Origin of the sequence: Sphingobacterium deserti (assembly GCF_000757725.1) — a bacterium.
GTDB classification, from domain to species: Bacteria; Bacteroidota; Bacteroidia; order Sphingobacteriales; family Sphingobacteriaceae; genus Sphingobacterium; species Sphingobacterium deserti.
In genome coordinates this window covers 14,503-36,317 of record NZ_JJMU01000072.1, presented here as the reverse complement: position 1 = coordinate 36,317, position 21,815 = coordinate 14,503, and the positions used below count along the sequence as shown (strand labels likewise).

Below are 21,815 nucleotides of genomic sequence, written 5' to 3'. Positions count from 1 at the left end.
GCTATGCCTAGAAAATTTTTACGAAACCTACAGGTCGGTTTCGGAATCTCACTCGTGATACTATTAGCGAGTTCAACAGCATCGTATATCAGTATAAGGCAGCAAGTCGGAAACCGAGAACGCGTTGACCAAACCCGCAGAACAATCGCTGCTGCAAATAATATACTTAGTGATCTTCAGAATGCGGAAACCGGTCAGCGTGGTTTCCAATTAACGGGTCGCGAGATATTTCTTGAACCGTATACGCAAAGCTTGGAATCGCTGCCCAAGTCTTTAGAGAGCGCACGAAAGCTGACCTACGATAGCGATCTTCAAGTGAGTAGATTAGATACGCTGACATCAGTTATCGATTCACGCACGCAAATATTAAAAGATTTAGTTTCTAGAAAGCGTGTAGGGGAAGATGTAACCATTAGGCAGCTGGAAGAAGGAAAGCGATATATGGATAGCTGTAGAAGCACCATTAGCCGTTTTATCCAACATGAAGAATTGCTCCTGAACAGCCGCCGCAGCGCACTTGATGTATCATCCAGCTATACAGCAATATTCATTATTATCGCAGCGCTTATTTCCCTGATCATTACGGTAGTTTTTTACCTAAGGATCCGCGAAGATTTCAAAAAAAGAGAGGAGTTACAAAACTCGCTACGGGATAAAGATGAACAGATATCACGGCGATTGAACGTCATACAGCGTATTGCTTACAAAATTGCCCACGGCGATTATTCCACGCAAGTTGAAGATGACGAACAAGACGATTTAGGTAGCCTTGCTGTGTCGCTTAATAATATGATGGAGTCGTTAAAAACTTCTTTTGACCGTCTGAACCATAATGAGTGGAGACAATCAGGTTTGGCAATGTTGAATGAAAGTCTGATGGGGAACAAAAGTCAAGAGCTTATTGCAAAGGATGTTTTGCATCATCTTGTGACGTATGCAGGTTGTACAAATGGAGCCTTGTATACTTTCGAAGGTGAGGGGCTCGTGTTACAGGGCGCCTATGGACTTGAAGATAACATGAAGATGTTTTACGCTCCTGGAGAAGGTATGGTTGGGCAAGTTTTTGTGGATGAAAAAGAAAAGGTCTTTGCTGATCTCGGGGCAAATCGTGAATATATGGTCAGCTTTGCGAATGGCGTATTACCAGTAAGTAGTATACTGCTATTGCCTATCATGTTAGAGAGGCGCTGCATTGGTGTTATTGAATTGGGATCTACGGAAAGTATTGAAAAAGTTCAAATCGACTTCTTGAAAGAGGCGGCGAATAATGTAGCACTGGCTATTTTTGCGGCAAGAAGTCGCAGGCAGGTGCAGACCCTTTTAGAAGAAACGCAAGCACAGGCCGAAGAATTGCAAACGCAGCACGGGGAATTGGAAAACTTAAATACGGAGCTTGAGGCGCAAACCCAAAAGCTACAGGCATCCGAAGAAGAGTTGAGGGTTCAGCAGGAAGAGTTGTTGCAATCCAATCAGGAATTGGAAGAACGATCTAAATTGCTGGAAGAAAAGAACCAACTCATTGCAGAACGCAATATTGAAATACAACATAAAGCAGAAGAGCTGGCACTAAGTACAAAGTACAAGTCGGAATTCTTAGCAAATATGTCGCATGAGTTACGCACACCGTTAAATTCCATCTTATTGCTTTCTAGACTCATGTCTGAAAATACAGAGGAAAACTTAAACGAAGAACAGGTGGAATCTGCGAAGGTTATACAAAGTTCCGGAACCAGTTTGCTGAGTCTCATTGATGAAATATTAGATCTTTCTAAGATTGAGGCTGGAAAGATGGAACTTGAATATCAGCCTGTAAATCTAAACGATGTTGTCCGCGAATTGCGAAATTTATTCACTCCGCTGGTCAATGAGAAATCCCTTAAATTTTCCATTGACTTAGATCCGAAAGCGGATCTGCAGATGGAAACGGACAGGCTGCGTTTGGATCAAGTTTTGCGCAATCTTTTGTCAAATGCGATTAAATTCACGAACAAAGGCAGCGTTATCCTCACTATTCAGGACTACGAAAAAGATCCAAGTTTTATAGAGTTTGCGGTGACCGACACCGGGATAGGTATAGCGGCCGACAAGCAACTGGTGATTTTTGAAGCGTTTCAACAGGCCGATGGCTCTACACGGAGGAAATTTGGCGGTACAGGATTAGGTCTTTCAATAAGCCGTGAGATAGCAAGGTTATTAGGCGGGGAGATACGTTTAAGAAGCAAAGAAGACGAAGGTAGTACGTTTACATTCATCGTGCCTAAGAAGAAAAGCTCCAAAGCTGTTAAGCCGGCTTCTGATGAATTGATTGATATCATTGCTTCAGATATCGAAGAGATTAATAATCTACTCGAAGATTCTGAAGGGAATTTTGCTATTGAAGAGATTCCGGATGATGTGGATGATGATCGGCACAGTATTGTTGCCGGGGATCGTGTCATACTGATAGTTGAAGATGATACCAATTTTGCTAAAGCATTGCTGCGGTATACGCGGCAGCAAAACTATAAGGGTATCGTCATCGTTCGTGGCGACCTAGCGGCTGATGCGGTGTTAAAGTATAAACCACTCGCCGTGTTGTTGGATATTCAGTTACCTGTAAAAGATGGTTGGCAGGTTATGGATGAGATCAAAGGAAATCCTGCGACTCGCCATATTCCGGTGCATATTATGTCATCAATGCAAGTTAAAAAGGAGAGCTTGTTGAAAGGCGCAATAGACTTTATAAATAAGCCTATCGCTTTGGAGCAAATTGGAAGTATGTTCCAGCGGATTGAACATGCCCTAAGCATTCACCCGAAGAAGGTATTGATTGTGGAGGAGAATCCTAAGCATGCTATGGCCTTATCTTATTTTCTGAGTAGTTTTGATATATCGGCGGAAATCAAAGACAACGTTGACGACAGTGTCAAGGCACTATCGTCAGAAGATGTGAACTGTGTGATCCTCGATATGGGGGTTCCCGACAAAACAGGATACGAAACCTTGGAGGCTATCAAGAAAAACGAGGGCTTGGAAAATCTTCCCATCATTATATTTACGGGTAAAAACCTTTCTCAAGCTGAAGAACTTCGTATCAAACAATATGCAGATTCAATTGTCATCAAAACAGCGCATTCTTACCAGCGTATCCTAGACGAAGTTGGTCTTTTCTTACACCTTGTCGAAGAAAAAAATACCGAGCCCGTTAAACGGTCTACGAGTAAATTAGGTTCGCTGAATGAAGTTTTAAATGGCAAAACAGTTTTGATTGCTGATGATGACGTGCGGAATATATTCTCGTTGACCAAAGCGCTGGAGAAATACCAAATGAACGTGATTTCCGCAATAGACGGCAAGGATGCATTGACACAATTGCAAAACAATCCGGAGGTTTCGATTGTACTTATGGATATGATGATGCCTGAGATGGATGGCTATGAAACAATCAAATTGATACGTAGTATCCCTCAATATGCACGCTTACCGATTATGGCGGTTACGGCCAAAGCAATGACCGGAGATCGCGAACGTTGTATCTTGGCTGGAGCTTCTGATTATATATCCAAACCGGTAGATACGGATCAGCTACTATCCTTATTACGCGTTTGGTTGTATGAGAATTAACCTTGGTGCAACTGAAATGGAGAAGTTAGTGTTAATAATAGATGACGATGGGCGTAACATCTTTGCATTGCGCTTGGCGTTAAAATCACGCGGCTATGCCGCAATTGCGGCATCATCTGTGAAGGAAGGCCTGTCGTTGATAAAGGGAGATGGAAATATTCGCGTGGTCTTGATGGATATGATGATGCCGGAGATTGATGGTTACGAGGCAATTCGACTGTTAAAAGCAGATTCAGATTATGCGGACTTGCCTGTTATCGCAGTCACCGCACAGGCCATGGCTGGGGACCGTGAGAAATGTATAAAAGCTGGAGCAAGGGATTATATTGCTAAACCTGTAGATATTGATAAATTAGTTGCAATTATTGAAGAGGTGTGTTAGATGCTAGAACCAAATGTGATTAAAGACGAGGAACTGGAAATACTGTTGATCGATGTATTTTCCAAATACGGGTATGACTTTACGCAGTACAGCAAGGCGTCGCTTAAGCGACGTGTGAACCGTATTTGCCTGATCGACAAGTTTACCAGTTTTGCCGAGCTTCGTTATAGGCTACTAAACCATCCAGAATATTTACAACGCTTTGTTGAAGAAATTACGGTCAACGTAACGGAGATGTTTCGTGATCCTACGTTTTTCAAAGCGTTGCGTGAGAAGGTGCTCCCACAATTAGGTACCTACCCATTTATCCGCATATGGCTCGCAGGATGCTCGACCGGGGAAGAAGCATACTCTATGGCCATTTTGTTGAAAGAAGCCAATCTCTACAGACGGTCACTTATCTACGCAACGGATATCAACCCAGGTGTGCTTGAAAAGGCAAGCAAAGGCATCTTTCCGATCGCTCAAATGAAACAGTATTCCGAAAATTATATTGTCTCTGGCGGCAAGGAAGACTTCTCCTCTTACTATATGGCCAACTACGATATGGCTAAGTTCGATAAAGAGTTGAGCGAAAGAATTATCTTTTCCACCCATAACTTGGTGTCGGACAGTTCTTTCAATGAATTTCAATTGGTGATCTGTAGAAATGTGTTGATCTATTTCGACAAGGAATTACAAAATCATGTGTTTAGGCTATTTGATGAAAGCTTGGATAACTTGGGCTTTTTAGCTTTAGGATCGAAAGAGACTATTCGTTTTTCTAATCTGGAAAACAGATATAAGCAGTTCGAAGGTGAAAAAATTTGGCGTAAAAATATGCAATAGTGCCTATGTTAGATTTTACAGGAAGAAAAATAGAGTTATTAGTTATTGGTGGTTCAGCCGGAAGCCTAAAAGTGCTCCTGCAACTTCTGCCAGAACTACGTATTGATCTTCCATTTCCGGTTGTTATTGTTTTGCATAGGAAGCCAGATCCGGATTCTGTTTTAGATCTGCTTTTAAAAAATTATACAAAACTAAACTTGCTAGAAGCGGGCGATAAAATGAGCTTATCCAAAAACACCGTTTATCTAGCACCGCCCGATTACCATCTATTGTTTGAAAATAAGGAGTTAGTCTCGCTGGATTGTTCGGAGAAGTTGAACTATTCCCGGCCATCTATTGATGTATCGTTCCAGTCGGCAGCTCAAATATTTAAAAAAAACTTAGCTACCATATTGTTGTCTGGCGCAAACGCTGACGGCGTAGAGGGATTAAGGTATGTGAAATCTGAAGGCGGGCTCATTTTTGTACAGGATCCAGCAACTGCTGAAGTCGAGTATATGCCGCGGCAGGCTATCTTACAAACGAAGGTGGATGCAATTTTAAAACCCGAAGAATTTGGGCAACTGATAAATAATTTATATTAATATATAGCTTCCGCGAAGGAACCACTTGAAACAAACTATGAAAAACAAAACAATATTAATCTTTGACGATGATGTAAACATCCTGGAAGTTTGCACCATCATCCTTGTTGATGCGGGCTACACCGTGAAAATTTCTGAAACGTCTCATGATATTATTGAAAAGGTGACCGAGATACAGCCGGATATTATCTTAATGGATAATTGGATACCAGAAATAGGAGGCATCGAGGCCACACGTCTGCTCAAACAGAATGAGCAATACAGGCACATCCCGGTGGTATACATTTCGGCAAATAATGATATACACCTCTTGGCGGAAAAGGCGGGTGCAGACGCTTACTTACCAAAACCGTTTGATATCACAGAACTTGAAAACACGGTGGAGCGGGTTCTAAATGAAGCTGATGCAAAATAACTAACGGTTTGCCTACTCGATTCAATTCGAGTAAAAACCTTTAGTTTTCCACGGGGAAGAGCTGCTGGGGAATTTTTGGATATATAGCTGTTTCGGGGTATAGCCTAGCGCGGCATGCACCTTATCATATCATTGTATTTACATTTAACATTGAATTGGGGTTGGAAAAGAAGCTTGAAAATAAAGTTGCTGTAATAACAGGTGGAGATTCCGGTATTGGACGTTCTATAGCTGAAGCATTTGCGAACGAAGGCGCGAGTGTGATTATTACTTACCATAGGGATGAAGCAAAGGCAAATACATTTAGTAAGGAATTATCAGAGAAAAACCTAAAGCATGGCGTTTACCAACTAGATGTAGGCGATGAAAACGATGTGAAGCTGTTCTTTCGAAGCGTAATCAAGACATTTGGAAAAGTTGATATTCTTGTGAATAATGCGGGCACGATCGGAAGCAATAGTCCGGTTCGGGAAATGGCAACTGAGACCTTTGACCGCTGTTTAAAGACTAATCTCTACGGACCTTTTTTCTGTTCGCGGGCATACCTGAACGTTTGGAAAGATACGCAGCATTATGGACGAATTATTAATATCACCTCTATCCATGAAGATGTAGCATCGCCCGGTAGCGCCGATTACAACGCCTCGAAAGGTGGACTAAAAAATTTTAGTAGAAGCTTGGCACTTGAGCTTGCACCGATAGGGATCACCGTCAACAATATTGCTCCCGGCATGATTCTTACGGATATGAATAAAGATGCGGTAAACAATGAAGAAGTGAGAAAGGAGCAAGAGAAGAATATTCCGGCAGGAAGGGCTGGGAACGTAGGCGATATAAACGCTGCGGCAGTGTTTTTAGCAAGCCAAGAGAGTAGTTATGTAACTGGGTCCACCATCTTTATTGATGGTGGCTTGCGAATAAATGTGGGTCAAGGCGCCTAGGCTTTCGATCTCTGTCCATTATTGTTCCTGCTCTTTCTGCACCTTTACCCGAATAGGCTCGGTTACGGGATGCTCGCTTTTGAACTCCTGAGGCATGTCACGGCTACTACCATCACGAACGGCATGATAGTGTGGCGACAGTATCTCAATGCCCGCCTCGTGAAAAACGTCTAAAATATCTTTATAAAGATCTGAATAGATGAGAGCTTGCTGATTAGGTAGCTTGGTATAGCCATTCAACTGGTATGAAACATAAAAATCATCTAGACCTGTCTGCAAAACGAAAGGTTCCGGCGTTTTTTCCAAACGGCTATTTTTCGCTGCTGCCTTTTTAGCCAATTCGTGCACCTGCTGCCAAGGCACCTCGTAAGATAAGGTGATTACGACATGAACGATCAGCCCTAATTCTTGGGCATCAGCACTGTAATTGATGGTATGATTACTTAAAATCTGCGCATTGGGAATTGATACCACTTCGTTTTTAATTGTTCGGATTCTGGTTACCAGTAGAGACTTTTCAATAATATCGCCCGATACATCACCAATCCTAATGCGATCGCCTAGAGAAAATGAACGCATGTAGGTCAGTAACAGTCCCGCAACGATATTTCCCAACGCCCCGGCCGAGCTAAAAGTAAACAAGACCCCTATGAAAACGGAAATACCTTTAAATATTGGTGATTCAGATCCGGGCAAATAGGGGAAGATCACGACAAGCAGGAAGGCTAGTAAGAGTACCCGTAAAATGTGATAAGTAGGAAGCGCCCACTCTTTATAGAAGCCGGGGATAGTCAGTGCTTCATTTTGCAATTCCTGGGCGAAAAACTTCAAAAGTTTAAGCAAATAATGGAACACAAAACAGATAACAAATATGGTAATTAAGTTAGGTAGATAGGAAAACACCGCCAGGGCAACATTGCGCAAGGGGGAGAGAAAATACCCAAGTAACACCGGTGCATAGCCCTCTGTCTGGGGAAATAAGTTTAGCAACAGCGGAAGAGCTAGGTAGATAGCACTGATAATTAAAATCCACCTTAAAATGGCCAGCAGCGTCCAAATAAACTTTATTTGTTTAGAAGCGCTTACTAATACATAGCCCCTAATTTTTATGCCATGAAATAGGCGCCCTTTCCCCAATAATGTCTTTCTTCGTAGATATAATGTGAATTTTCCTATTGAATAGATAATCAGCACGAGGATAAACAAGATGAGGGTGGCTAGCGCCACTGCTTCAAGCATTCGTTTTACACTGGTTTCCTCACGGTATTGGTCAACGGCGGTCTTTATACTGTTTTCTCGCGAGCGCACCAGCGTCTCTGCATCCATATTTGCCCAAAGCGCATCTTGCTGGTTAATGCTTAAAATAATTTGATCTTGCCAAAGTAAAAGCCAGTTTTCCTCATTTTTTTGTATGGTCAATGAGTCCGTATCAAACTTGATGTTAGCTGCCAGCGTTTTCATCCTTTGCGTTATCGCAGCGGCTCGTTCTGCTGCTGTGTAGCTGCCAACAGCGTTATAAACCCTGAATAGGGTATCTCCGAAAGGCGAGACCCCAATGCCGTTGTTAAGCTTTCTGAGCGAATCTACTTTTAGCTTCCTGCGGTTGACAATTAGCGAATCACGACTTTTTAAAAGATTGATTTCTTCAACAAGCTTTTTCTTTTCCTCAAAGTCGTTTCGCTGGACGCGCAACAGCTGGTCTTCCAAGCGAAGTCTGTGCAAGGAATCTTCCTGCTGCTGTTTGCGCATCACTTCCAACTCAATCTGTTTTTTGTCAATTTGCTCGGATGCTGCGGTTGGTATCGTATCCTGTACATTTTGGGCATGTACACTCCCTGTAAGGGTGGAGATCAAACTGAATAAAATAAAAATGAAACGCAGCATAGTCTAAGTTTTGTCCGTTGGAATACTGCTAAGATGTCAAAATAATTTAAATACCGCAAACTTTTACCCCACCTGTGTGTTGCTAACTTTAGATGTGCCAAAAAGTCGATATATTTTTTAATTTTACTGATGGGTCTACCACGGTATAGTGCAGTAAAAATTGACCACGATGAATAACAACCTTACGACAATGAGTAGGACAGCCAATTTAATTTCGATGGAAGACGAGTTCGGGGCTCATAATTACCACCCTCTGCCTGTAGTTTTAAAAAAGGGCGAGGGCTGTTTTGTATGGGATGTCGAAGGTAAAAGATACTTTGATTTTCTTTCCGGTTACTCCGCCGTTAATCAGGGCCACTGCCATCCTAAAATTGTGAATGCGCTTATGCAGCAAGCGCAACAATTGACGTTGACTTCCAGAGCATTTCATAGCGAAAAATTAGCAGAATATACGAAGTACATTACTTCCTACTTTGGTTATGATAAAGTTTTGCCCATGAATACCGGTGTGGAGGCGGTTGAAACAGCGGTAAAACTCGCCCGTAAATGGGGCTATAGCAAGAAGGGTGTCCAAGAGGGCTCAGCAAAAATCATTACTTTGGAAGGTAATTTCCATGGCCGAACGATAAACGTGATATCGTTCAGCACGGATGAGTCTGCTCGTCAAGGCTTTGGTCCATTCGTTGAAGGCTATATTAATATTCCTTACAACGATTTGAATGCATTGAGCGTGGCGCTGGAAGATAGCAATGTAGTCGGATTTTTAGTTGAGCCAATTCAAGGCGAAGCGGGTGTTGTCGTGCCGGATAATGGCTACCTCCGGCAGGCTTTCGAATTGTGCAAAGCTAAAAACGTGCTTTTCATTGCAGACGAGATTCAAACCGGCCTATCACGAACAGGGAGGTTATTGGCTTGCGATCACGAAGGAGTAAGACCCAATGTGTTATTGCTTGGGAAAGCGCTGAGTGGCGGCATGCTCCCCGTATCGGCGGTGTTAGCTGATGATGAAGTGATGTTAAGCATCTCGCCGGGCGAGCATGGTTCCACCTATGGCGGAAACCCGCTGGCCTGTGCTGTTGCGATAGCTTCGCTGGAAGTGTTGAAGGAAGAGCATTTAGCCGAGAATGCTGAGGAGCTAGGCGCATTCTTCCGATCGGAACTTGCGAAGATTGGTCATCCTTGCATGATGGAAATACGTGGGAAGGGCCTTTTAAATGCTGTTGTGATTCGACATGACGATCCGCAGGCTGCATACATCTTATGCGAAGAAATGATGCGCCGGGGTCTGTTAGCGAAGCCTACGCACGGAGATAAAATTCGTTTTGCGCCACCGCTGGTAATTTCGAAAGCACAATTGCAGGATGCGGTCGTTATCATAAAAAGCGCTCTAGACATACTTACATATCAACATTGCTTGTTTAAACTTTTACAAAATCGTAATGTGGGTGTCTTTTTATGATTTTTATTATATGCAAAGTTGTCAAAATGAAAAAAGATAAATAATTTTAAAAATTAATTTAAAACGAAACACACAATTTATGAAAAAGGTCGGTTTATCTTTGGTTGCTGCTACAGCAATCATCTTTGCTTCATGCGGTGGAAGCAACTCAAACACGTCTACATCTGCCGAGCAAACAGTTGCTGAAGCGCAGGGTGATAACTATGCAGTAGACATGAATTCATCAAAAATCAACTGGAAAGCTTTCCACAAAGGTGGATTTGCTCCACGCTGGGGTACACTGTCGTTAACATCCGGAGAATTATCTGTGGACGGATCAAACGTGACTGCAGGTCAGTTCACTATTGATATGAAGTCATTGAAAGTAGATTCTGCGTCAGTAACAGAAGCTGATAAAAAATCGTCCGATCTAGAAAACCACTTGAAAAATCCTGATTTCTTCGACGTAGAGAAATTTGCCACAGCTGCATTTACGATTACGAAGGTGTCTGATTTAGACGCCACAACAGCGAAAGATGCAATTGAAGGGGCTAACAAAACTGTAAGTGGAAACTTGACTTTGTTAGACAGCACATTAAACATCTCTTTCCCTGCGAAAATTGCTGTAGAAGGTGACAAAGTATCGGTAGATGCTAAATTTACGGTTAACCGCGCAGACTGGGGAATCAAATTCGGCACGTCAGAAGGCGACCCTGCGGAATGGATGATCAGTAAAGACATTGAGATTGGTATACACGTTGACGCTGCGAAGAAGTAACGTACGACAATTAACATACGTATGATCTGGCTCCCTTAATTTTTAAGGGAGCTTTTTTTTTCGCAGCTCGTAATGCGCCTCTTCCTCAATATTAATTACTATTTTTGCGCTAACAATTATATTCAAATCACACTAGGGTATGCCCAAAATTTTTAAGAGTTTGTATGTGCAGGTGCTCCTCGGTATTACCATAGGTATCGTGCTGGGCATTTTTTATCCAGAATTTTCTATCAAGTTGAAGCCGTTAGGGGATGGCTTTATAAAATTGATTAAGATGGTGATTGCCCCGCTGATTTTTAGCTCGATTGTTATCGGCATCGCTGGTATGCAAGATGTCAAGAAGGTTGGTAAGATAGGCTTTTCCGCATTGGTTTACTTTGAAGTAATGACGACCGTAGCGCTTCTCATTGGGCTAATTTTTGTAAACTGGATGCAGCCGGGCACGGGCATGAATATCGATCCGGCAACGCTGGATAGTTCAAGCGTTGCGCATTATGTGAAAGAGGCCCAGACGCAAAAGGACATGGTGAGTTGGTTGCTTAGTATTATACCCGAGAATGTTGTGGCCGCTGTAGCCTCAGATAATCTGCTTCAGGTTTTAGTTTTTGCCGTCTTGTTTGGTGTAGCGTTGACAAAAATCGGCGAAGCTCAGGCGGCACCTGTCTTATCAGTCTTAAACTCTTTTCTTAAAGGACTGTTTGCGATTATAAAGATGATTATGTACCTCGCTCCTTTGGGGGCGATGGGTGCGATAGGTTTTACGGTAGGAAAGTATGGCATTGAAGCATTATCGTCGTTAGGTTTGCTGATGCTCAGCTTTTATCTCACATGTATTGTCTTCATCTTCGTGGTTATAGGGTCAGTCTTATACTTCTATGTAGGTATCAATATATTCAAGGTCATTCGGTATATTAAGGAGGAGTTACTGATTGTATTGGGAACATCTTCTTCTGAATCCGCACTCCCGGGCATCATGCAAAAGCTGGAGCAAGCTGGCTGCGCGAAGCCCATTGTTGGACTTGTTATTCCTACAGGTTATTCGTTTAATCTTGATGGAACTTGTATCTACCTTACTATGGCTGCTGTCTTTATTTCCCAGGCACTTAATATGCATTTGTCGTTGCATCAGGAGATTTCGCTACTTTTGGTATTGCTATTAACATCGAAAGGTGCGGCCGGTGTTACGGGTAGCGGGTTTGTGACGTTAGCGGCTACCTTGCCGGTGGTAGGGCATGTTCCAGTAGAGGCAGTCGGCATTATTTTAGGGATCGATCGATTTATGAGTGAAGCGCGGGCGCTCACCAATATTATTGGAAACACGGCCGCGACTTTCGTTATCGCGAAATTTGAAAAAGGATTAGACCGGACATTGCTGGATGAGCATGTGGGGTAATTCGGTTAGACCTTAATTCGTCATAATCTGCGCCATATCGAATTGCAGTTTACTTTTTAATTTAATTGCCGTATTTCACAATGTAGTTTCAGTATCGATTCGTCGCAATCCTCTAAAATTGTATATTAGTCCAAATTAATAATCAAAATGATCAGATTCCTAAGTTTACCCTTTTATATTAAGCTATCTTGCACATTGATTTCGATCATTGCGCTTGGTTATATCGCTCACATAGGTCAAACTATCATTGTGCCGTTGATCTTAGGAAGTTTATTTTCTTTGTTGCTGGTTCCCGTATGCAATATATTGGAAAACAAGCTGAAATTTCACCGAACGCTTGCCGCAATTACGTCCTTACTGCTTTTCTTTGGTTTGATAGTTATACTTTTCACGATGTTGGGCGCACAGTTATCCATGTTAAAAGACGACTGGCCGGCTTTTGAAAAGCAAATTACACAAAGTTTCAGTATGTCGCAGATTTGGGTGCACAAAACTTTCGGTGTAGCACAGGCCGAACAAATGGAATATCTTACTAGCACCGTGTCGAAATCAATCAGTCAGGGAACGGCAATAGTAGGGATTGCGTTGCTATCGTTGTCATCGCTATTGATTTTGCTCGTATTCACATTCCTGTACACATTCTTTATCCTCATCTATCGTGCACATATTGTCCGCTTCCTACTTCTTGTAAATCGCACGGAACATCATGTTATCGTGATGGATATTGTGCGGCAGATCCAATATGTTGTTAAAAAATATCTCATTGGCTTGGTGTTGCAAATGCTGATTGTTGCTGCATTAACTTTTATCGCATTAAGTGTTATCGGCGTGAAATATAGTCTTATGCTTGCGCTTATCACGGGTTTTCTCAATGTGTTACCATACATAGGTATCTTTATAGCCTTGCTAATTATATCGATCATTACGTTTGCTACATCATCGGTTACGCATGTCTTGTTAGTTATCGTCGCATTGGTTGTTGTACATCTCATGGATAGCAATTATGTTGTGCCGAAGATCGTCGGTTCAAAGGTGAAAGTAAATTCGCTTTTCGCCATGATGGCCATCATTGTTGGCGAGATGATCTGGGGTATTGCGGGTATGTTTCTGGCAATTCCTATCCTCGCTATATGCAAAATTTTGTTTGACCGTGTGCGAGACCTTAAAGCATGGGGGTTCTTGTTAGGAGAGGAGGAAAAGGGGACTGAAAACTTCAATAGGCTATTGGGCGAACTCAATATCTTTAAAAAGCCTGAAAAATAGAATATTCGTAGGTTTATAGGCCTGGCAGTCTCCTGCTTTCTACAATTTTTTGCATTCCATATTTCACGTTATGTATACGTTATATGTAACGTAACTTATGTAAGTTTCATTAAAAGATTGAATATTCACTCTTTTTTCTATAATTTTAACCCTGAAAGCTATTGTTACTACCCATTTAGGGGTCTGTAATTCGAGTGTAGAAAATAGCTTGACGAAATTATTATCTAAAATCTAAAAGCGTATGAGAAAAATTTTTCGAGCCACGATCTTGTCTTCGTTGCTTTTCATTTGGGTTGGATCTTTTGCCCAAGAAAAAAAATATGAATGGAAGGAAGCTTCGGATGATGGCTATACCTACCGCTATGTAACTAATGATCCGACTCAGGCGCGGTTTTACAAACTACGTAATGGCTTGACCGTGATTTTAAGTCCGAGTAAAAAGCAGCCACGAATACAGACATATGTCGCTACTAAGGCGGGGAGCAAAACGGATCCAAAGGATCATACCGGCCTTGCGCATTACCTAGAGCATATGCTTTTTAAGGGAACGGATCAATTTGGTTCTTTGGATTGGGCAAAGGAAAAGCCGCTGCTTGACCAAATCGATGCACTGTATGAACAGTACAATTCTACGGCAGATGAAGCTAGACGGAAGGACATCTATAAACAAATAGATAGCGTTTCTGGTGAAGCGGCAAAATATGCAATCCCGAATGAGTACGATAAGCTGATGAGCAACATGGGCTCTGAAGGGACCAATGCATTTACATCGTTCGAACAGACGGTTTATATCGAGAACATTCCCAATAATGTGATCGATAAATATTTGGCTGTACAGGCGGAACGCTTCCGTGCTCCAGTCCTACGTTTATTTCACACGGAGTTAGAGGCCGTATACGAAGAGAAAAATATGGGGTTGGACAATGACGGTCGGAAAGCCGTTGAAGCTATGTTCGAAGCTAGCTTTCCAAATAACAACTATGGTAAGCAAACCGTTATAGGTACGGTGGAACACCTTAAAAACCCGTCCTTACAAGCTATAAGAACGTATTACGATACCTATTACGTTCCAAACAATATGGGGGTTATCATGTCTGGCGATTTTGATCCGGCCGAGATGATAAAAAAGATAGATAGAGCTTTTGCGTATATGCAGCCGAAAGCTGTTCCGGCCTACGATTTCGACAAGGAAAATGAGATTAATGAGCCTATCGTCCGAGAGATAAAAGGACCGACTGCCGAATTCCTTTTTATGGGATTCCGGTTTCCAGGTGCGGGCAGCGAAGATGCGCAAATGTTGAAATTAATGGCCAATATATTGACAAACGGCTCTGCTGGTTTGATTGATCTGGATTTGGTTAAGTCACAGAAACTTTTAGGAGCAGCCGCATTTCCTTATGTATTGAAAGATTATTCTCTGTTAATTCTCCAAGGCAACCCTTCCCAAGGCCAGTCTTTGGAGCAGGTGCGCGATCTTCTCCTAGGCCAATTAAAAAAACTTAGGAGCGGGGAGTTTTCGGAAGATCTTATTACTGCAATAATTAACAACCAACGAAAAGACCAAATATCGCTTAACGAAAGCTATCAGGGCAGAGCGGAAGAGCTGATGTCTGCTTTCACCTCAGACGTCGACTGGGCTAGGGAGATTGGCTATCTTGATAGGTTAACAACGATCAAGAAGAAGGACGTCGTCGATTTTGCTAATAAGTACTTGAATGATAATAATTATGTAGTAGTCTACAAAAGGCAAGGTGTAGATTCCGATGTTGTAAAAGTAGAAAAGCCGGCGATCACACCGGTCACGGTAAATAGAGATAGTCAGTCCGATTTTTTGAAATCGGTAAATGCTTTGCCGGAGACCGAGATCAGCCCCGTATGGCTTGATTTCGAGAAGGACGTTGCAAAAGGAAAACTACATGATACGGAAGTGCTCGCTGTTCAAAATAAGGATAATGCGTTATTTAGCCTATCCTATCAATATTCTCTGGGAAAATGGGATAATAAACTTCTTCCATTGGCAGTAGCTTATTTTGAATTTTTAGGAACAAAGGATAAGAGCAGCGAAACCTTTAGCAAAGAATTTTATCAGCTTGCTTCTACATTTTCAGTTTCTGCCGGTAATGAGGAAACGCGTGTTTCAATCTCCGGACTTGATGAAAACTTCGAGAAAACAGTTGTTCTTATCCAAGACCTGCTTCGTAACTGTGTGGTGGATGAGGATGCGTTTCAAGCTTATCTTTCGAGGTTGAAAAAAGCGAGATCAAATGCGAAAGAGAACAAAGAAAATATTCTGGACGGCTTGAAAGCCTATGCGAAGTATGGCCCAAAAAATCCATTTAATAATACTTTTTCGGACGAAGAACTTCATAATCTGAAAGCTGCGGACTTGGTTAACATTCTGCACGATCTATCCCGCACGAAGCATAACATATTATATTACGGACCCCGAGAAATGAAAAAATTAACGGCGGGACTACCTCCGCTTAAAGCCGATAAAAATCCGTATGTAGAGGTAAAGCGTGGTCCTGGCTTTAAAGAATTGTCTACCACCGAGAACGAAGTGCTGTTTGCGCATTATGACATGAAGCAAGCAGAGGTATTTTGGTCTCGCAATTCCGAGTTATACAATCCTGCCCATACGCCCGTTATTTCCTTGTTCAACAATTACTTCGGTGGGGGGATGGGAAGCATCGTTTTTCAAACTATTAGGGAATCGAAGGCTCTTGCTTATTCAACCTATGCATTTTTCGGTCAGCCCCAAAAGAAGGAGAACCATTACGTGGTCGGTGCCTATATAGGAACGCAGAGCGATAAATTTAAAGAGGCTATTGATGGTATGAATGAACTGCTAAATGTTCTTCCGGAATCTCCGTTGGCATTGGAAACGGCCAAAGTGAGTCTTTTAAAATCGTTGGCAAGCGAGCGTATTACCAATGCAGGTATCTTAAACAGCTATCTTGCATCTAAACGCCTGGGGAATACGAGCGATATCCGAAAGGCTGTTTATGAGGAAGCCCCAAAGTTACAGTATGCTGATCTGGAAGCATTTCACCAGCGCGAATTCAGTAATAAACCGTATGTGTATTGCATTGTTGGAGACAAAGAAAGTTTACCAGATCAGGAATTGGAAAAGATCGGTAAATTGAAGAAACCATCATTGAAAGAGATCTTTGGTTATTAGTCTTCGCAGTAAAACATTCATGACCCATCGGGTCTGGCATAAAACAATGCTTTAAGAGCTAAGCCGGGTGGCCTGTTGCTGTAAAATGAAGAGCGCTGTATTTGAAAGGATACAGCGCTCTTTTTTTACAGTCCCAATATCTGTCTATTCAGATTTTCATCCGCGCCTGCGCTGGCAAAATCATCGAAGGTCTTTGAGGTAACTTGGATAATATGATCCTTTACGAAGGCGACGCCTTCTTCCGCCCCTTGTACTGGATCTTTAATACAGCATTCCCACTCAATGACTGCCCATCCATCAAAGCCGTAGCGGGAAAGTTTGGTGAAAATTCCTTTGAAATCCACCTGTCCATCGCCGAGCGAGCGAAAGCGACCAGGGCGATCAATCCAATCTTGGTAGCCACCGTAGATGCCGGATTTCCCGTTGTACAAAAACTCCGCATCTTTGACATGGAAAGCCTTAATTCGATCGTGATAGAAGTCTATGAATTGTAAGTAGTCCAACTGTTGCAGCACGAAGTGGCTGGGATCATATAGAATATTTGCGCGGGTATGCCCGTTCACGGCTTCTAAAAAACGTTCGAAAGTTACCCCATCATGTAAATCTTCACCAGGATGAAGCTCAAATGCAACATCCACACCATGACGATCGCAAGTATCTAGCAACGGCTTCCATCGTGAGGCAAGCTCTTTGAAGCCTGCCTCAACAAGTCCTGCGGGACGTTGCGGCCAGGGATACACCGTATGCCATAGTAAAGAGCCAGAGAAAGCTGCAATAGTTTTTAATCCAAGATTTTCAGAAGCTTGTGCTGCAAGTTCGACCTGCTTTGTTGCCCACGCCGTTCTGTCCTTCACATTTCCATGATACTGAGCGGGTGCAAATCCGTCAAACATCGTGTCATAGGCTGGGTGTGTGGCAACCAACTGGCTTTGCAGGTGCACAGAAAGTTCTGTTATTTCCAAACCAAGTTCTGTTAAAACACCCTTGAGGTCATCCGCATATGTTTTGCTAGTTGCGGCCTGCTCCATGTCTATACAACGTTTATCCCAAGTAGGGATTTGCACGCCTCTGTAGCCTAAACCAGCGAGCCAGGCACCGATAGCTTGCAGATTATTGAACGGCGCTTTGTCATCCATAAATTGCGCAAGGAATATTGCAGGTCCTTTAATTGTTTTCATTTGCATAATACGCTTTATTTTACGATATAATAAATATTCGACATTCGGTGTTATAGGATGCCGTTGATAACGGCAGCTGATTTTAAAAATAGCATTTTTAAAATTAGGACACAACCGACACTACGAATCTTAAAACGAAACGAAAAGAAAAATTTGAAAGAATACGAATCTAGTAGTTGGTAAATATTAGGAAATTTTTTATGAATAAAAAAGGCTTTCAAACGAGGAGAGTGAAAGCCTTAATTAACCAATTATAAACCTAAATTATGAAAGTACAAATATAGTGTATTATTCACACTAAGTAAAGCGATTTTAATCATTTATTTCATAAATAGTGAAGGAGAATTGCATGCAGCTAATGGCCAGACTATTACCAGTAACGAGCAATTGTTATTTTTACAAAGGAATGAGATAGCGAAAAACTAAGTGATGAAGATACTCTGGAATGAGGTCAAACTTTAGTATAGGGAAATGGAGAATTCCACTACAATAGCAATAACACTGTAACCGTACTGAATTAAAAAAGGAATACCAGCAGGTGCCTTATGTGCAAGATTTTGCTGCTAAGGCAAACACGACTAGCCAAGCAATCCCTTTAAGCAGGAAAAACATAAACGCGCCAATACCAGCGCGCTTAAGCCATAACTTTGATTTTTTTTCTTTTGTTTCTGACATTAATAAGTGCAAACTATTTTTCAACTGTGCTTGCTGCAAAAACATCTCCAAATTTTGAGAAGGTCTCGTTAGCAATTTCTATTGCACGTTCGTGATCTGTGGGACTCTCCGCATACTTATTCAATACTGCAGTGAAAGATGCCCACATTGTTCCTGTTTCTTGCCCGTAGCCAGAGAAGAACGATGTGCCGAGATTGATACCATACTTATTAAGCATTTGCACGATGTAAGGACCACCCATAATTGATCCCTCTAGCACATACAAAGCAGATAAAGCTTCCAGCGTATTACTGACTGATGGTGCAGATGCGGCAGGTAGTTCATTAATATCACTTCCTAACTCCAAAATATCTTCTTTTATATGCGAAGAATTTCGACGTTCGTGGTAGTCTGGTAAAACATTAGAAGTGATAAAAGGAGCAATAGCTCGCTCAACCGCATTAAAATATGCGTAAAAATTTTTTAAAACTTCCGCATAATCGGCATTGGATCTTACAGCCTTCAATTGTCGGACAACAACAGCCTCTAACTTCTGGTGAGCTGCTTTTGTATTTTCTTTAATATTCTCGCTTAATATCATAGCTTTTTTATTTAAAACGATTCTACACAAATATTCAGATTTCTGGGCTAATATTTATGCTGATATCTGATTATTGATGTATGAAAATCGCTAATTCATGCGTTTTACTGAGCTACTGAACTGCACAGCTTTTCAATCCAACCTTCTTACCTTTGGAAATATATTTATATACAATACATGTACTCCCGATCAAATATAGCGATTTCGATATAATTTAGAATGATTCCACCTGATTTTAAAAAAAGGATGCAATTGTCTTGGCGACGTTCTAAAATCAATCGATTAGCAGCTGATAACGCGCGTAGGTAGACACTTTGCCGTGTTTTGCGATCCAATTTTCTTTAACCGCCAAACGGATAAAGCTGTAAAATGTTGCCCAGGAAATAGCGTGTTCCTGTCGCAGTTCCAGCCAAAAACTTTCCATATCATCTATTACGCGCTTTTGCGACAAGGCCGTCATAATCAGGATGCGCTGTCGGCTCGCGGAGTGACCGCGATCTTTCAATTGTTGGATCCACTTGGAGGGTGTGTTTTCGATTGTCATAGTCATAAGCATTTGTTTACATTAGTCTATTCACCTACTTGGGGGGTAATAAGTGATAATTGTTCTTTATAACAGGTGAACGTTTATTTTGAAGTAATTCTTTCTTTACGAGGAAGCTCCCATTAGGCGTAATGTTTTGCTTTCCAGAAGCAATATCACGTAAAGCAGTAGACAGTAGTTTTTCTGCTGGATTGCCGATGTATTGGTTATCCGTAAGTGTGTCATTAACCGTAATATCTACTGGAATCCCATCAAAATAGTCTGACCAGCCCGCTGCATTTTTTAGAAGAAAGCTTGCCAAATACATTCGGTAATTATCGATTTGAATAGGGAAGAAGCCCACGGGTTTGCCATAGGTTTTTTGCCCCACTAGCTTTACGGGAATGTATGGCTTGAAGCTGCTTATCAACAATTCACTTGCCGACGCTGTTCTTCCTGACACTATAAAATACAGTTGCTGAACACTATTAAAATTTCCTTGCTTTGCAAATACCTCGGTATTCGCTCGTTCACTATAGTCTACATCGGCCATAGTGGCCAGCCTTCCTTGATATTGGACAGTTTTGCCATTTGCATCACGGTAAATCTGTTTTTGTAGAATACTGGCTTTGCCGTTCTGCATGCTTTCATTGAATTGCTCTACAAACATCGTTCTGCCGTTAAGCTGTTGAGGTGCGATAAGATTTGCTAAGTGGACGGCAGAGTTGAGGAAACCGCCACCGTTGTGGCGCAGGTCTACAATGAGGTGCGTAACGGATCTTTTCTGCAGGTTTACGAAGACATCGTCGAGTTCCTGCTGTATTTGTGCGAGATCCGGAAAACTTGAGAGGTACAGGTAAGCTACTTTGGCTGTGCCAATATCCCAAAACTGTACATGGTTCACAAAGTTGCTGAGCCCGATTGACGCGTTTCGTTCGGAAGTTGATAGCGCAGTCGTCCGCTCCAGATAGGAATATTTGGCGCGGTGTTCAATGCCTGTCCATTCAAAGGGCTTACCATTAAAATCGCTTGGGAACTGTGTAATATCGTATAACTCATTTTGGTACGCACTTAGTTCGGGAGAGATAGAGCCATAGCGTAGCCGAGGGTTAAATTCTTCATAGCTGGGGAGACTCTTTCCCCACAAATAGACTTGGCGGCTGTAAAGAAATATGGAGTCTAATGTCAATTGCATGCGCGTGCCCGTGAGCGGCGACAATGCCTCGTCGGTAGCGTAGTCTCCTCCATCTTTTTCACAGGAAAAAAGCACGCATATCAAAATCAGCATAAAGAAAATGGATAAACGTAACGTTACGTTTTTTATAGCGCGTTGAATATGACGAAATTGAGGTAGATAGCTATACATCCGTTTCTATTTGAAATTATTCTAAATAATAACAAATTTAAGGGATTAGGTTTCTTATGCTCTATTAAAATCGCTGATTCGACTATGAATTTTGCTATTTTAACGGATTATCCTGCTCCGCTGCAGATTGAAAAAGATCCAAGCCATTCGGTTCGTGATTTTTCAAAAAATCTTTGTGGATATAAAGGTTTTGCTTGCCGACTTTAGCTGATAGTTTTGCAATGATCTGATTGCGAGGACGTTTAATTAGTAGATTACTAATTTCTGTAGAATTTCTGTTGGAGAGGCTTTTATCCATTGCTTGATGGAGCATAGAAGCGGTGACAGGTTTACTAAGAAACCCGATTGATATTAGCCTATCAAGCTCTTTAGCTAACAGATTTTGATTGTCACGAACTATAATACCAATGGATTTGCGTTTCTCTATCTTCTTCCGCGTACTTCGTGATAAATGCCTTTCTTCGGGCAATGGATAGGCGGGGTCGGCAAATTGATAATAATGCACGGAGAACACATTCGCAATTTTTATCATTTTCCCTAAACTAAGCCCAACCGCACCTTTAACGATATCCCGGACATTGTCGGAGCTGGAGTTGATTAGCTTTCCAAGATCTTCTTCCGTCAGACCAAACGCCGCAAGGTACTTCTCAACTTGTTTTCCGTATTCTTTCCTATAAGTTTCTTCTCCGTACATGATATAGATAGAATAATTTTATAGCATATATTTTGAGTAATGCTGTCCGACTTTCGGATACGCAAAGATACGCAGTCGAACCGAAATCCGAACGATCGGTATATTTTTT

17 protein-coding genes are annotated in these 21,815 nt (G+C 41.9%); 11 read left to right on the top strand and 6 right to left on the bottom strand.

Translation table 11 applies throughout. The annotated features are described in order from the left end of the window. Positions 1-3 precede the first annotated feature (3 nt). From DI53_RS18885 to DI53_RS18860, 6 genes are all read left to right on the top strand, one after another. On the top strand, positions 4-3,603 hold the full coding sequence (locus DI53_RS18885; protein WP_037503580.1) for a response regulator: 3,600 nt from the start codon (positions 4-6) through the stop codon (positions 3,601-3,603). Beyond that, the gene (locus DI53_RS18880; RefSeq protein WP_037503577.1) at positions 3,593-3,985 is read left to right on the top strand and encodes a response regulator; all 393 of its coding nucleotides are present in this window, start codon (positions 3,593-3,595) and stop codon (positions 3,983-3,985) included. Before DI53_RS18885 ends, DI53_RS18880 begins: the two co-directional genes overlap by 11 nt. Then, complete coding sequence (locus DI53_RS18875; RefSeq protein WP_037503574.1) at positions 3,986-4,813, top strand: CheR family methyltransferase; 828 nt, start codon at positions 3,986-3,988, stop codon at positions 4,811-4,813. Between the two features lie 5 nt (positions 4,814-4,818). Then, positions 4,819-5,397 (top strand): chemotaxis protein CheB, encoded by a 579-nt coding sequence (locus tag DI53_RS18870; RefSeq protein WP_037503571.1) that lies wholly within the window; start codon positions 4,819-4,821, stop codon positions 5,395-5,397. Positions 5,398-5,434: 37 nt separating this feature from the next. Then, on the top strand, positions 5,435-5,812 hold the full coding sequence (locus DI53_RS18865) for a response regulator (RefSeq protein ID WP_037503683.1): 378 nt from the start codon (positions 5,435-5,437) through the stop codon (positions 5,810-5,812). Between the two features lie 161 nt (positions 5,813-5,973). Beyond that, positions 5,974-6,753, top strand: a complete 780-nt coding sequence (locus DI53_RS18860; protein ID WP_037503568.1) for an SDR family NAD(P)-dependent oxidoreductase — start codon at positions 5,974-5,976, stop codon at positions 6,751-6,753. 18 nt (positions 6,754-6,771) lie between these two features. Here the strand turns inward: DI53_RS18860 and DI53_RS18855 are convergent, their stop codons facing one another. Next, entirely contained in the window at positions 6,772-8,637 is a 1,866-nt protein-coding gene (locus DI53_RS18855) for a mechanosensitive ion channel family protein (RefSeq protein ID WP_037503565.1), read from the bottom strand. 169 nt (positions 8,638-8,806) lie between these two features. On the opposite strand from DI53_RS18855, the gene rocD reads away from it, so the two are divergent. The 5 genes from rocD to DI53_RS18830 all read left to right on the top strand — a co-directional run bounded on the left by rocD (position 8,807) and on the right by DI53_RS18830 (position 16,690). Further along, entirely contained in the window at positions 8,807-10,096 is a 1,290-nt protein-coding gene (gene rocD, locus DI53_RS18850; protein ID WP_071790531.1) for an ornithine--oxo-acid transaminase, read from the top strand. A 79-nt stretch (positions 10,097-10,175) separates the two neighbouring features. After that, positions 10,176-10,853, top strand: coding sequence for a YceI family protein (locus DI53_RS18845; protein ID WP_037503562.1), 678 nt, complete (start codon positions 10,176-10,178; stop codon positions 10,851-10,853). A gap of 139 nt (positions 10,854-10,992) precedes the next feature. Further along, the gene (dctA, locus tag DI53_RS18840) at positions 10,993-12,246 is read left to right on the top strand and encodes a C4-dicarboxylate transporter DctA (RefSeq protein ID WP_037503559.1); all 1,254 of its coding nucleotides are present in this window, start codon (positions 10,993-10,995) and stop codon (positions 12,244-12,246) included. Positions 12,247-12,393: 147 nt separating this feature from the next. Beyond that, positions 12,394-13,509, top strand: coding sequence for an AI-2E family transporter (locus DI53_RS18835; protein ID WP_037503556.1), 1,116 nt, complete (start codon positions 12,394-12,396; stop codon positions 13,507-13,509). A 241-nt stretch (positions 13,510-13,750) separates the two neighbouring features. Further along, the gene (locus DI53_RS18830) at positions 13,751-16,690 is read left to right on the top strand and encodes a M16 family metallopeptidase (RefSeq protein ID WP_052072578.1); all 2,940 of its coding nucleotides are present in this window, start codon (positions 13,751-13,753) and stop codon (positions 16,688-16,690) included. Positions 16,691-16,815: 125 nt separating this feature from the next. Here the strand turns inward: DI53_RS18830 and DI53_RS18825 are convergent, their stop codons facing one another. From DI53_RS18825 to DI53_RS18805, 5 genes are all read right to left on the bottom strand, one after another. Next, positions 16,816-17,868, bottom strand: a complete 1,053-nt coding sequence (locus DI53_RS18825) for a sugar phosphate isomerase/epimerase family protein (RefSeq protein WP_037503674.1) — start codon at positions 17,866-17,868, stop codon at positions 16,816-16,818. 688 nt (positions 17,869-18,556) lie between these two features. Continuing rightward, positions 18,557-19,123, bottom strand: coding sequence for a biliverdin-producing heme oxygenase (locus tag DI53_RS18820; RefSeq protein WP_241462482.1), 567 nt, complete (start codon positions 19,121-19,123; stop codon positions 18,557-18,559). Between the two features lie 274 nt (positions 19,124-19,397). Next, entirely contained in the window at positions 19,398-19,673 is a 276-nt protein-coding gene (locus tag DI53_RS18815; protein ID WP_131555387.1) for a hypothetical protein, read from the bottom strand. Between the two features lie 28 nt (positions 19,674-19,701). Next, positions 19,702-20,934 (bottom strand): S41 family peptidase, encoded by a 1,233-nt coding sequence (locus tag DI53_RS18810; protein ID WP_157836806.1) that lies wholly within the window; start codon positions 20,932-20,934, stop codon positions 19,702-19,704. Positions 20,935-21,106: 172 nt separating this feature from the next. Beyond that, the gene (locus tag DI53_RS18805; RefSeq protein WP_037503551.1) at positions 21,107-21,706 is read right to left on the bottom strand and encodes a helix-turn-helix domain-containing protein; all 600 of its coding nucleotides are present in this window, start codon (positions 21,704-21,706) and stop codon (positions 21,107-21,109) included. Positions 21,707-21,815 lie beyond the last annotated feature (109 nt).